Origin of the sequence: Bacillus cereus group sp. BfR-BA-01331 (genome assembly GCF_022663915.1) — a bacterium.
GTDB classification, from domain to species: Bacteria; Bacillota; Bacilli; order Bacillales; family Bacillaceae_G; genus Bacillus_A; species Bacillus_A mycoides.
Genome location: NZ_JAKUGJ010000004.1, coordinates 56,911 through 69,779, shown reverse-complemented (window position 1 = coordinate 69,779; position 12,869 = coordinate 56,911). Strand labels below are relative to the sequence as shown.

The following is a 12,869-nucleotide window of genomic DNA, read 5'->3' as shown; positions in this document are numbered from 1 at the left end:
TGTGGAATGAATGGGGAGACAAAATGAAAAATCCTAAATTACGCGCTGAAGTAATGATTTTAAATGATGATCATTCTAAAGTACTTGTACAATGTGATTTAAGGGAAACATTTTATCGTTTTCCAGGAGGTTCTATTGAATTTGGTGAAACAGCAGAAGAAGCTATTGCGCGAGAATTAATGGAAGAATACGATTTGAAGATTGATGTTCAAGAATTAGCAGTTGTAAGTGAGCATATTTTTGAATGGAACAACGAAAAAGGACATCATTGCACATTGTTACATTGGGGAACTGTTCAAGAGAGAGTTACAAATGAAATAAGGCATAAAGAACATGAGGATATTATATTAATATGGAAAAGTATAGAGGAGTTAAAGAATAAGCCCACATATCCTGACGGAATCGTAAGTTATTTAGAAGATAATAAACGTAATATAGTCCACTTTATTATTAAAGATAAATAGATTAATAGAAGGGGGATAACAATGGGAAACTCTACTTTTTGGATTATTATTTTTGCTTTTTGTATAGCGGGCTATTTTTTCGATAAGTTTTTAAGAAAAAAATTGAATATGCCAAAGAGTGGTTTTTGGGGATATAAGCATGTGAATAGTCTGCATGTAAAATTAGAAATAGGATTATTTATAATTTATTTAGTAACTAGTTTTATTTATATATATAACTTCGAAAATGCTAATATTGGATATGCTATTATTACCTATTTGGGGGTAACATGGATTTTAAGAGCGTGGATGGAATGGAAGTATGATAGAGAGTCGAAAGAATTTATTTTTTCAATAATTGGACTAGGTTCATTTATAGTTATGTTCTTAATACTATTTTATCTCGTTCCACCAGCTGCATAATAAAGTGACTATTTAGAAGATAATAACTGTCATGTAATCCACTTTATTTTAGAAAATGCAACGTAGTAATAGGAGGAATGGAAATGGGAACTTATACTGTTTGGATTATAATTATTGGAGTTGGTATAGGTGGCTATTTTTTAGAAGAGCTTTTAAGAAAAAAGTTAAATATGGAGAAGAGAGGCTTCTTTGGATATAAACATGTAAATAGTTTACATGTAAAATTGGAAATAGGATTATTTTTTATTTATTTTATTGGTAGTATGGTTTATACTAACAACTTTCAAAATGCAAATGTAGGATATGCATTCTTCGCTTTTTGGGGAGTATTATGGACATTACGTGCATGGATGGAGTGGAAATATGATAGAGAATCGAAAGAATATATCATATCAATAATTGGCTTATTTACATTTTTTATTGCGATTTCATTGCTACTTTACTTCAATCCGTTTTCAGCGTAAAAGTAAGTCTATAGCAATAAATAAAAAGAGGGGATGAAATGGTTTGGAGTTAAATAAGATATTAGAACGAATTCGAGTGAAATCTGCAGAGCAATCACTACTAATAATAGGTATTGATGGTTGTGGTGGCGCAGGAAAAAGTACGTTAGCTAATAAAATAAAAAGTAAGTTTTCCACTGTAACGGTTGTTCATATGGATGATTTTTATTTACCATCCGCACAAATTGTAAATGAACATCCTACGAATAAATCGATTGGTGCAGATTTTGATTGGAAACGCCTTTTACAAGAAGTTTTAGATCCGATTAGAAATGGCATTGAAGGATGTTATAAACGTTACGATTGGGAAACGGATGCCTTGACAGAATCTCATACTGTCCCTGCAAACGGAATTGTTATTATAGAAGGTGTATATGCAACACGTCAGGAATTGGCGGAAATGTATGATTGGAAAATATGGGTGAATTGTCCTCGTGAAACACGTATAAAAAGAGGGATTGCTAGAGATGGAGAAGCAGCGCGTGATATGTGGGAAAACAATTGGATGGTTGCTGAAGATATGTATGTAGAAAGTCATAAGCCACATGAATTGGCAGATTTTATTATTGAAGGCACAAATAATGAGATAACTAATTAATAAGAAACCATTTATCTATACATGAATGGTTTCTTATTATGTGTACGAAGTTCGGTCTTCGCAATTTAATCATTTATTTTAGCCAATATGGATTTAATGAAATTTGTTTTATCCTCTGCATATTTATGCTTATCATTTGGGTTAGCTTTTGAAAATTGAATCTTTAACTGTTCATACTGAATACGAGAAGTTTTATTGTCTATTAAGTAATCTCTGAATTTTAATTGTTCTATTAAATATGAATTCCCTTGTTCATACATATGAATTTGATGAGTTCTTGGCTCACCTTTATTGAAATAATACCTTTCGGGTAATACATCTTTTCTATATTTATAATTTAATTGTTCTAGGTTTGTAATACATTTTAGACCACTTTTGGAATCTCTTAATTCAATCGCAATATCAATAATAGGTTTTGCGCTTAAATGTGGGATGGAAGTACTTCCAATATGGTGTATCGCTAAAATATATTTTCCAATGTGTTCCTCAATTAATTGTTTTTCTTTTGAAAACTCAAATTCCCACTCTTCGGACCACGGAACTAAAAACACTTTACCATAGGGTAAACCTAGCATTTAATTAGCACCCCTTACATATTTTTTCAATAAAGTTACTTACATTTTCTTAAAGCACCTCAATACAAGAAACTCCCACAATCTCCAAGGAAGAACCTTCTTCGCAAAGATCATAAATTTTACACCTTTCCCAATTGGGTATCGTAATGTAGTACGCCTTGCTTCAGCAATTTCTACGATTTTATTTGCAACATCCATCGGATTACCAAGTGTATCGTTGCCATTGTTTATGTGCTTTTGTATTTTATCCATATATTCTTTGTAAGGAGAGGTTGTATCAGATTGGTCTTCAGCTAATTGTTTACCAACTTCCCATATGTTCGTGTTATAAGAACCAGGTTCAAGTAAGGCAACGTCTATTCCGAAAGGCTTTACTTCTAAGCGAAGGGATTCACTCCAGCCTTCTAATGCATACTTTGAAGAAACGTAAGGGGATAAACCAGGGAATCCTACTTGCCCGCTAATACTGCTTATATTAATGATTTTTCCGCTTTTCTGCTTTCTCATATATGGTAAGACAAGTTGCGTGATGGATATAGCTCCAAAAAGATTTGTTTCAAATTGTTTTCGGTATTCCTCCACTAGGATTTCTTCGATAAAGCCCCCATTTGCATATCCTGCATTATTTATGAGAATGTCTATTCTGTTTATTTCGTTTAAAAATAATTGGAAGTTATGTATAGAACCTTGATCTGTTACATCTAATTGTTGAACTTTTATATTTTGTTGTAAGTGGAGTTTAGTAGCTTGAGATATTAAGTCTACTTGTTTTTCAAGATTTCGCATTGTAGCAATGACAAAATAGCCTTTTTTCGCAAGTTCAAGTGTCGTTAAAAGTCCGAATCCACTTGATGCCCCTGTAATAATCGCGATTTTTTTATTCATTGTTCGCTCGCTTTCTTTTTCTTTTATCATAACGAGTTATGGGAATAAAATCTATTTATTGTATAAAGATATTTGTTATAATTGAAAATAATTATCAATTAAATTTTAGTTTTATATAAAAGGAGTGTGGATTTCATGAAGACTAACGGTTTTCATGATATTTTTCATAAATACTTTCATGGTTTACAAGTTGTAGAGGAAAAACATATGAATATGCCCAAAACAATAGGTATGGGTGAAATACGAAGATGGACTTCATTTTCAGGTATGGAAATTGTGTTATCAAATTATCAATTTCATAATAACCATCGCATTCAGTTTGCATCGGACGCAGCAATGGTGGAGCTTAATTTTTGTTTACAAGGGTTCGGAGAAGTGCAAGTTGGTCATTCTTCGTATGAATTAATGACTGGAAATAGCTATTTATATTTTATGAATGATTTTGATGTAGTATTTGAATATGAAAAAGAAACGCCTCTATATTCATTAGCGATTGGGATTCCTGTACAATTGTTTAATCATTTCATGATGAATAATGCTATTGAAAAAAGTCTTGATTTTCATTCTATATTAGGAAATCAATCTTTTAAAAAGTTTCAAAATCCAATTGATTCTATAACATCTAATCTTATTAAGAGAATGATAGAGTATCCCCAAAAGGATCGTATTAATCAACTAGAAATAGAAAGTAAAGCGCTCGAATTGCTTTCTATACATTTTGGGAGAGTGTTGCTTAATGATTGTGACGCAAATAAAAGGAGTCAATTATCAAAACAGGATTTGAATAAAATAAAACAGGCTGAAGAAATTTTACTTCAACGAATGGAATCACCCCCATCATTATTAGAATTAGCTAAAATAGTAGAGTTAAATGATTATAAATTAAAAATTGGGTTTAAAGAATTATTTGGGATGTCCACATTTGCATATTTACGAGAAAAACGTATGGAACATGCAATAGATTTACTGCGTTCGGGAAATAGTAATGTGACCGAAACGGCATTTGCAGTTGGATACAATAATGTCAGTCATTTTTCAGAGTTATTTCGTAAAAAGTATGGAATGAATCCATCAGAACTTTTACGTATTTATTAACGTAAAACAGGAATAATCCGCTATACCGTAAATTCCTCCGTCATTTGGTAGTTGCTTTTTGTAATGGTCATTATAATTACAAACAACATCCAATTGGAAATAACTTTTTATGGAGGAATTTAAATGAAAGAACGGAATGAAAGTCATTTTTGGATATTTGTATTAACAGGAATGTTTCTTATTATAACAACGACGGGTTTTGCACGTATGGCATATGGAATTATATTGCCGTTTATGCAAGAAGGACTCCATTTATCTACAGCTCAAGCAGGTATGTTAGGAACTATACTCTTTTTAGGGTATTTATTAACAGTCGGAACATCTGGAATACTTACTATCCGTTTTGGAGCAAAATCAGTTTTATTAATAGGGAGTTGGCTCGTCGTTATAAGTTTAATAGGATTAGCATTTGTTTCCTCATTTTGGATAGCCTCTATTTGTATGCTATGTGCTGGAGCTGGAAGTGCTCTTGTATATACACCACTCATGTCAATAACAGTAGGATGGTTTCCAGAAAAAAGAGGAACTGCAATGGGGCTGTTATTAAGCGGTGCTGGCATAGGCATGCTATTTAGTGGAATAATTGTTCCTTATATAGTACGTATATTTCCAGAGTATAGTTGGCGTGGTTCATGGCTTTTGTTTGGCGTTATTACATGTATTGTTGTATTCGTTGCCTCAATTGTTTTGAAAAATCCAGAAGTTACTGAAGATGAGGGGGAAAGGAATAATAAGTCGTTTTTATGGAAAACGAAAGAGTTATACATCATTGCATGGATGTATTTTATTGTGGGCGTTGTTTATTTAATTCCAAATTTATATCAAACTAGTTTTATGATTAATAATGGTATTTCGGCATCAATTTCGGGAACTGTTTATGCGATTGCAGGAATGTTTTCAATCGTAGGAGCTCCTGTCTGGGGATTGATTTCGGATCGGATTGGTATAAAGAAGACGTTATGTATTGCACTTTTATTAGCTGTAATAGGTGATATGATTCCAATTATATTTGGACATATCATTGGCTTTATCATGTCGGCAATTATTTGGGGTTCCAGCCTCGGAGGTATCCTTTTATTAATTCAAGTTGCTGCTTCAAAGCAAGTATCTCCGAAATATGTCTCAATGGCAATTAGTTTTATATCCGTTTTCTATGCAGTTGGTCAAATGATTGGACCAGGACTTGCAGGATGGATTATCGGGGAAAGTGGTTATACAACAGCTTATGGATTAGGTGCTTTCGGTTTCTTTATGTGCATATGTTTGGGATTAAGGCTAAAAAGAGGGGATCTGGCAAACTCAGCGTATATAGAGAAGTGAGTATTGTCTTGAAATGAATCTTTTTAACGGGGGGAAGAAAAGTGTTCCATGTTAAAGACGTATTAGCAGATCAGTTATTAGCAAATGCGAATGATCCCAGTTGGTATATTCCATTTTCAGATGCAGTTAAGGATTTATCTGAGAGAGAAGCTTTATGGAAACCGAATGAAGAGTGTAATAGTATAGCTGAAATTGTACAACATTTACTGTATTGGAATACGACGTGGCAAACTAGGTACAAAGAATCAAATGTTAATGCTGTGCCCGCTATTGGTGATAATAACAAAAGTTTTATGCTTTCAGATAATCAAACATTTGAAGAGTTAAGAGAAAAACTATTAGAGAAACTGTTACAATGGCAAAGTCTCATAAATGAAGACAAGGTTGAAAGTGATGTAATTGGATTTCCTGTATGTACGAAGTGGTGGGAAGTATTAGCTAATGTAACGACTCATAACGCGTATCACATTGGTCAAATTATTTACATTCGGAAATTACAGAAGAGTTTTGATAATGAATAAGATAATAATTCTCAAATTAGGTGAACAAAAGTGGACAAAACGAGACAGATGTCTCATTTTGTCCACTTTTTTATTATGAAAGAAAAGAGAAAACCTATTAAATCAGGGATTAGAATTTGGCACAGTACTTGCGATATAAAAGATGAACAAGAAAATAGGAGGGCTGGACATGTTAAAAACAACTGAAAGTAAAGGGAATGAAATTACGAAAGAACAAGCTCGTTGGATGTATGAAAAAATGTTAGAGATTCGTAAGTTTGAAGACAAGGTGCATGAATTGTTCGCGCAAGGCGTTCTGCCAGGTTTCGTTCATTTATACGCTGGTGAAGAAGCAGTAGCAGTTGGTGTATGTGCCCACTTAACAGATAGTGACAGTATTACAAGTACGCATAGAGGTCACGGCCATTGTATCGCAAAAGGTTGTGATTTAAATGGCATGATGGCCGAACTTTTTGGGAAAGCGACAGGCTTATGTAAAGGTAAAGGTGGTTCAATGCATATTGCCGATTTAGATAAAGGAATGCTTGGTGCAAATGGGATTGTAGGCGGAGGTTTTCCACTTGCTTGCGGTTCAGCATTAACAGCTAAATATAAAGGAACGAAAGATGTAAGTGTTTGCTTCTTCGGTGACGGAGCAAATAATGAAGGAACATTCCATGAAGGGGTTAATTTAGCAGCGATTTGGAAGTTACCAGTTATTTTTATCGCAGAAAATAACGGTTACGGTGAAGCAACAACATTTGAATATGCTTCTAGTTGTAACTCTATTGCTGATCGTGCAAAAGCATATAACATTCCGGGTGTTCAAGTAGATGGAAAAGATCTATTAGCAGTATATAAAGCGGCGGAAGAGGCTGTTGAGCGTGCACGTAATGGCGGTGGCCCAACTTTAATTGAATGCATGACATATCGTAATTACGGTCATTTTGAAGGAGAAGCACAAACGTATAAAACAGCGGAAGAAAAAGAAGAACATTTAAATGAAAAAGATGCGATTGTGCATTTCCGCAAGCATTTAATTCATGAAGCTTTATTAACGGAATCCGAACTTGTGGATATGGAAAAGGCAGTAGATGAAGCAGTACAAAAATCAATTGAATTTAGTGAAAACAGTCCATATCCAGAGGATGAAGAATTATTAAAAGATGTATACGTTTCTTACAAATAAGAGGAGGGTGAAAAATAATGACTAGAACAGTAAGTATGTCAACTGCAATTAATGAAGCGATGAAAATATCAATGCGTCGTGATGAAAATGTAATTTTAATCGGAGAAGATGTTGCAGGCGGTGCACAAGTGGATCACTTGCAAGATGATGAAGCATGGGGCGGTGTACTCGGTGTTACGAAAGGACTTGTACAAGAATTTGGTCGAAATCGTATTTTAGATACTCCAATTTCAGAAGCGGGTTATATGGGAGCGGCGATGGCAGCTGCTGCAACAGGTTTACGTCCGATAGCTGAATTAATGTTTAATGATTTTATCGGTAGTTGTCTTGATCAAGTATTAAACCAAGGTGCAAAGTTCCGCTATATGTTCGGTGGAAAAGCGAAAGTGCCAGTTACAGTACGTACGATGCACGGTGCTGGATTTAGCGCAGCGGCACAGCATTCACAAAGTTTATATGCGTTATTTACGAGCATTCCAGGTATAAAAGTTGTCGTTCCTTCCACTCCTTATGACGCAAAAGGCTTATTATTAGCGGCAATTGAAGATGACGATCCAGTAATCTTCTTTGAAGATAAAACACTTTACAATATGAAAGGCGAAGTACCAGAAGGGTACTATACAATTCCTTTAGGAAAAGCAGATATTAAACGTGAAGGTTCTGATGTAACAATCGTTGCAATTGGAAAACAAGTTCATACAGCGCTCGCTGCTGCTGAGCAATTAGCGAAAAAAGGACTTGAAGTAGAAGTAATCGATCCGCGTTCTTTATCACCACTTGATGAAGATACGATTTTAGCATCTGTTGAAAAAACGAATCGCCTGATTGTTATTGACGAAGCAAATCCAAGATGTAGTATCGCAACAGATATTGCGGCAATTGTAGCGGATAAAGGATTCGATTTGTTAGATGCACCTATTAAACGAATTACAGCACCACATACACCAGTTCCGTTTTCGCCACCACTTGAAAAGTTATATTTACCAACGCCGGAGAAAGTAATTGAAACTGTATCAGAAATGATCGGAGACCAATCTTTATTACATGTGTAATGAAACGATGAGAAGGGAGAGAGAAACATGGCTGTAGAAGTTGTAATGCCGAAGTTAGGTATGGCGATGAAAGAAGGTATTATTACGAGCTGGAATATTAAAGCAGGTGATAATGTAGAAAAAGGTGAACTAATTGCTAGTATTAACTCGGAAAAAATCGAAACTGAAATAGAAGCACCAGCTGATGGAACTGTTCTTGATATAGCTGTAAGTGAAGATGAGGGAGTGCCGCCGGGTACTGTAATTTGCTACATCGGTAAACCGGACGAAAAAGTAGAAGTTCATGAAAACATACATGTTGTAGAAGAAAAAGCATCTAATCCAGAACCTAAAAAGGTACAACATCCAGAACCATATGCGATAGATGTGACGAAGCAAAGAGTTAAAATATCTCCAGTAGCAAAGAAAATTGCAAAAACTGAAAATCTCGATATTAGATCATTAATTGGTACAGGACCTGGCGGAAGAATTACAAAGGTAGATGTATTAAAGGCGCTTGAAGAAAGAGTAGCAATTCCAGAAGTACTTGAACAAGAAGAAAGTAAAGTCATTCCTATTACTGGTATGCGAAAAGCAATTGCGAACCGTATGCATGCAAGCCTACAAAATAGTGCGCAATTAACATTAACGATGAAAGTAAATGTTACAGATTTAGTTGCTTTACATAAAGAAATAGCGGAAGTTGTACAAAAACGATACGATAACAAACTAACTATTACTGATTTCGTTTCTCGTGCTGTTGTATTAGCGCTTAGAGAGCATAAAGAAATGAACAGCGCGTATATAAATGATGCCATTCATCAATTTGAACATGTTCATTTAGGTATGGCGGTCGCGTTAGAAAAAGGATTAGTCGTTCCAGCTATTCGCTTTGCTAATAATCTATCTTTAGTAGAGTTATCTAAAGAGATTAAAAATGTGGCACAAAAGGCACGAGCAGGCAGTTTAAGTAGTGATGATATGCAAGGGACAACATTTACAATTAGTAATTTAGGTAGCTTCGGTATTGAATATTTTACGCCAGTATTAAATACACCTGAAACTGGTATTTTAGGTGTAGGTGCAATTGAACATATTCCTGTATATAAAGGGAAAAAATTAAGAAAAGGAAGTATGTTACCTTTAAGTTTAACATTTGATCATCGTGTACTAGACGGTGCACCAGCAGCTGCATTTTTACGCACAATTAAACGTTATTTAGAAGAGCCTGTAACAATTCTTTTATAAAGAGAAGGTGAGAAAATGAGTAATTTAGTTGTTATTGGGGGCGGACCTGCTGGTTATGTAGCGGCAATTACCGCGGCTCAAAATGGAAAAGATGTCACTCTTATTGATGAAGCTGATCTTGGCGGGACTTGTTTAAATGTCGGTTGTATGCCTACGAAATCATTGTTAGAAAGTGCGGAAGTGCATGACATTGTGAGAAAAGCGAATAATTATGGAGTTACACTTAACGAAGGAAGTATATCAATTGATTGGAAGCAAATACAGGCGAGGAAATCACAAATCGTAACGCAGCTCGTCCAAGGAATCCAATATTTAATGAAGAAAAATAAAATAAAAGTTATACAAGGTAAAGCGAAATTTGAAACGGATCACCGTATGCGAGTTACACACGGTGATAAAGAAGATGTAGTACATGGAGAACAGTTCATTATAGCGGCAGGATCAGAACCAACTGAATTACCTTTTGCTCCATTTGATGGGAAGTGGATTTTAAATAGTAATCATGCAATGTCCCTAGAAAATATACCAAAATCATTATTAATCGTTGGTGGTGGTGTAATAGGTTGCGAGTTTGCAAGCATTTATAGTCGTCTTGGAACAAAAGTTACGATTGTTGAAATGGCATCGCAATTATTACCTGGTGAAGATGAAGATATCGCACAAATTTTAAGGGAGAAACTAGAAAATGATGGCGTAAAAATATTTACAGGAGCGGCTTTAAAAGGATTAAATAATTATAAGAAGCAGGCTTCATTTGAATATGAAGGAAGTATCCAAGAAGCCAACCCGGAATTCATTCTCGTTTCTGTAGGTCGAAAACCACGTGTACAAGAATTAGCTTTAGAAAAAGCAGGCATTCAATTTTCAAATAAAGGAATTTCTGTGAATGAACATATGCAAACAAATGTATCACATATTTACGCAGCGGGTGATGTGATTGGTGGAATACAGCTTGCTCACATTGCCTTCCATGAAGGAACGACAGCGGCATTACACGCGAGCGGAGAAGATGTGAAAGTAAACTATCATGCTGTACCTCGCTGTATTTATACAGCTCCAGAAATTGCTAGTGTCGGTTTAACAGAAAAAGGAGCAAGAGAGCAATATGGGGATATACTTATTGGAGAATTTCCTTTTACAGCGAACGGAAAAGCGCTTATTATTGGAGAACAAACGGGGAAAGTAAAAGTTATTGTGGAACCTAAATATCAAGAAATTGTAGGAATTTCTATTATCGGTCCTCGTGCAACCGAACTAATCGGACAAGGAACTGTAATGATTCATACAGAAGTTACAGCTGATATAATGCGAGATTATATTGCAGCGCATCCAACTTTATCTGAAGCAATCCATGAAGCATTATTGCAGGCAGTAGGACATGCTGTACATGCTTGAAGGTAAAAAGACCAGTCTAATAGGACTGGTCTTTTTAGTAAATAATATTTAAGTAGCAATATGTATAAAAAGATACTAGAAAAATCACTATACTCTCATGTTTTTTTAATCGATGAGAGTATAGTGATTTTGAAACTTCTTCACTTATTTAATTGAAATGCGCTGTTACTATTTAATTTCAATAGCTGAAGTTATATCGTTCCAATCTGCAGCTAAATTAGCAGTTTGACCATACCAATCAGAGTGTCTAAAGGAGACACCTTTTCCATATCCTTGAGTTGAAGAATGTTCCCATAGCGTTGTTGAATAACTTGCAGAAGGTGAAGCTGTACTTACAGAAGAAATTCTGTCGTTCCAGCTAGAAGGTAGGTTTTTAAAACCACTGCTCCAATAAATATACTGTCCACCTTTATTTTGATGCTCATAAAAATCGGTACTACCAGCACCACTACCTAAAGGGTTAATTTGATTTTTAAGTGCCTTTTTATCCTTTTCAATAAAAGCATTCAATGTTTCTCTGCTAGTAAAGCCATAAGCTAACCAATCTCCATTTTCATTTTGCTTAGGTAGTACCATAGTAATTTGGATGTCTTTTTTTGATTGATCGCTTAATTTTGTGAATGAATTAACATTCTTTTCATCAACTTTTAAATAATCAAATGATTTAATTGTATTATCTTTTTCTGCAGCACTTACTACTCCTAATCCTCCAGTTAATGCAAAACCTGCTACTAATGCCCCTGCTACTAATTTCTTCAACATATAACCATCCCTTTTTGTTTAGATTTTTGTACAGGTAAAACTTGTACATGTAAAATGTATTCTAATTTCACATTTTTGTAAATATTCTGAAGTTTTAGAAATAATAGGTGGAATATTTACATTTTTGCATTTATTCTTTAGAAAAAATAGCTATTGGAATGATATAATAAATAGATATATTGCTTTTGTTGGATGTTGAAATGTTTTAGGAGGAAAGCCATTGAAGTATTTCAATAAAGATTGGTATAAAGAAATGCAAGTATCTGGATTTTTAATTTTCTCAGAAACATTAGAAGAATGGGAAGAGATTTTGCGAGAGAGCGAAAAGGTAGGAATGGATTATAAGAAAAGTTTGAGAGAAGACATGGAAGAAAAGAAAGAAGATTTATTAAAGTTTCTACCTAAGTCACTACATCCATACATTCATGACAATACAATTAAGTCAGAATACCCATCAGAAAAGTTAAAGAAACTTATGCTTGATTGGACAGAAGATTATGAGAAAAGAATGAATGATTTAGAACAAGCTTATATAGATAATTATAATGCTATAAAAGAAAAGCTCGCGCAGAATGTCGTCCAACTACATGAATACTCACTACATGACAGTGTAGTCAAATCAGTAGAGAGAAGATCAAAAGATACGCTAATCATAACTTTAGATTGCAGTGGTACTTTCAGTGAATTTGACAAACTGGAAGTAACTTTTACAGGCGTAACGAAATGTTCTATTCCGGAAAATTTTGAAGGTGCTTGGTGGTTATATCATGAAATAGATTTCACTAATGAAGGTTTCGAATTGGGTGTTTTATTTGATTGCCCATTTGAAGAAGTGACGATTTGTGCAAAAGATGTATTGCTTGAGATGGGTAACTAGTAAACTTTATAACTTTACAAACAAA

At 34.5% G+C, this 12,869-nt stretch carries 15 protein-coding genes; 12 read left to right on the top strand and 3 right to left on the bottom strand.

What is annotated here, in order from left to right; genetic code table 11:
• Nucleotides 1-23: 23 nt before the first annotated feature.
• The 4 genes from MR155_RS09105 (at nucleotide 24) to MR155_RS09090 (ending at nucleotide 1,967) form a co-directional block, all read left to right on the top strand.
• Nucleotides 24-464, top strand: a complete 441-nt coding sequence (locus MR155_RS09105; RefSeq protein WP_242309356.1) for an NUDIX domain-containing protein — start codon at nucleotides 24-26, stop codon at nucleotides 462-464.
• 21 nt (nucleotides 465-485) lie between these two features.
• On the top strand, nucleotides 486-866 hold the full coding sequence (locus MR155_RS09100) for a DUF4181 domain-containing protein (RefSeq protein WP_002065826.1): 381 nt from the start codon (nucleotides 486-488) through the stop codon (nucleotides 864-866).
• Between the two features lie 83 nt (nucleotides 867-949).
• Nucleotides 950-1,330: a DUF4181 domain-containing protein gene (locus MR155_RS09095; protein ID WP_242309354.1), complete on the top strand. Its 381-nt coding sequence runs from the start codon at nucleotides 950-952 to the stop codon at nucleotides 1,328-1,330.
• Between the two features lie 43 nt (nucleotides 1,331-1,373).
• Complete coding sequence (locus tag MR155_RS09090) at nucleotides 1,374-1,967, top strand: uridine kinase family protein (RefSeq protein ID WP_242309352.1); 594 nt, start codon at nucleotides 1,374-1,376, stop codon at nucleotides 1,965-1,967.
• A 65-nt stretch (nucleotides 1,968-2,032) separates the two neighbouring features.
• On the opposite strand, the gene MR155_RS09085 is transcribed toward MR155_RS09090, so the two are convergent.
• Nucleotides 2,033-2,542, bottom strand: a complete 510-nt coding sequence (locus MR155_RS09085) for a GrpB family protein (RefSeq protein ID WP_242309350.1) — start codon at nucleotides 2,540-2,542, stop codon at nucleotides 2,033-2,035.
• A 39-nt stretch (nucleotides 2,543-2,581) separates the two neighbouring features.
• Nucleotides 2,582-3,427 (bottom strand): oxidoreductase, encoded by an 846-nt coding sequence (locus MR155_RS09080; RefSeq protein ID WP_242309348.1) that lies wholly within the window; start codon nucleotides 3,425-3,427, stop codon nucleotides 2,582-2,584.
• Between the two features lie 135 nt (nucleotides 3,428-3,562).
• On the opposite strand from MR155_RS09080, the gene MR155_RS09075 reads away from it, so the two are divergent.
• From MR155_RS09075 to lpdA, 7 genes are all read left to right on the top strand, one after another.
• Nucleotides 3,563-4,522, top strand: a complete 960-nt coding sequence (locus tag MR155_RS09075) for a helix-turn-helix domain-containing protein (RefSeq protein WP_219302562.1) — start codon at nucleotides 3,563-3,565, stop codon at nucleotides 4,520-4,522.
• Between the two features lie 123 nt (nucleotides 4,523-4,645).
• Nucleotides 4,646-5,842, top strand: coding sequence for an MFS transporter (locus tag MR155_RS09070; protein WP_219302560.1), 1,197 nt, complete (start codon nucleotides 4,646-4,648; stop codon nucleotides 5,840-5,842).
• Nucleotides 5,843-5,883: 41 nt separating this feature from the next.
• Nucleotides 5,884-6,363, top strand: coding sequence for a DinB family protein (locus MR155_RS09065; RefSeq protein WP_219302558.1), 480 nt, complete (start codon nucleotides 5,884-5,886; stop codon nucleotides 6,361-6,363).
• 169 nt (nucleotides 6,364-6,532) lie between these two features.
• Complete coding sequence (acoA, locus tag MR155_RS09060; protein WP_002127717.1) at nucleotides 6,533-7,531, top strand: acetoin:2,6-dichlorophenolindophenol oxidoreductase subunit alpha; 999 nt, start codon at nucleotides 6,533-6,535, stop codon at nucleotides 7,529-7,531.
• A gap of 17 nt (nucleotides 7,532-7,548) precedes the next feature.
• Complete coding sequence (gene acoB, locus MR155_RS09055) at nucleotides 7,549-8,583, top strand: acetoin:2,6-dichlorophenolindophenol oxidoreductase subunit beta (protein WP_074608677.1); 1,035 nt, start codon at nucleotides 7,549-7,551, stop codon at nucleotides 8,581-8,583.
• A gap of 27 nt (nucleotides 8,584-8,610) precedes the next feature.
• Nucleotides 8,611-9,810: a dihydrolipoamide acetyltransferase family protein gene (locus tag MR155_RS09050; RefSeq protein ID WP_242309346.1), complete on the top strand. Its 1,200-nt coding sequence runs from the start codon at nucleotides 8,611-8,613 to the stop codon at nucleotides 9,808-9,810.
• A 15-nt stretch (nucleotides 9,811-9,825) separates the two neighbouring features.
• A complete protein-coding gene (gene lpdA / locus MR155_RS09045; protein ID WP_242309344.1) occupies nucleotides 9,826-11,205 on the top strand; it encodes a dihydrolipoyl dehydrogenase in 1,380 nt (459 codons plus the stop codon).
• Nucleotides 11,206-11,373: 168 nt separating this feature from the next.
• Here the strand turns inward: lpdA and MR155_RS09040 are convergent, their stop codons facing one another.
• Complete coding sequence (locus tag MR155_RS09040; RefSeq protein ID WP_000914428.1) at nucleotides 11,374-11,967, bottom strand: hypothetical protein; 594 nt, start codon at nucleotides 11,965-11,967, stop codon at nucleotides 11,374-11,376.
• Between the two features lie 220 nt (nucleotides 11,968-12,187).
• Here MR155_RS09040 and MR155_RS09035 point away from each other — a divergent pair, with 220 nt between their 5' ends.
• Complete coding sequence (locus tag MR155_RS09035) at nucleotides 12,188-12,844, top strand: DUF4085 family protein (RefSeq protein WP_242309341.1); 657 nt, start codon at nucleotides 12,188-12,190, stop codon at nucleotides 12,842-12,844.
• Nucleotides 12,845-12,869 lie beyond the last annotated feature (25 nt).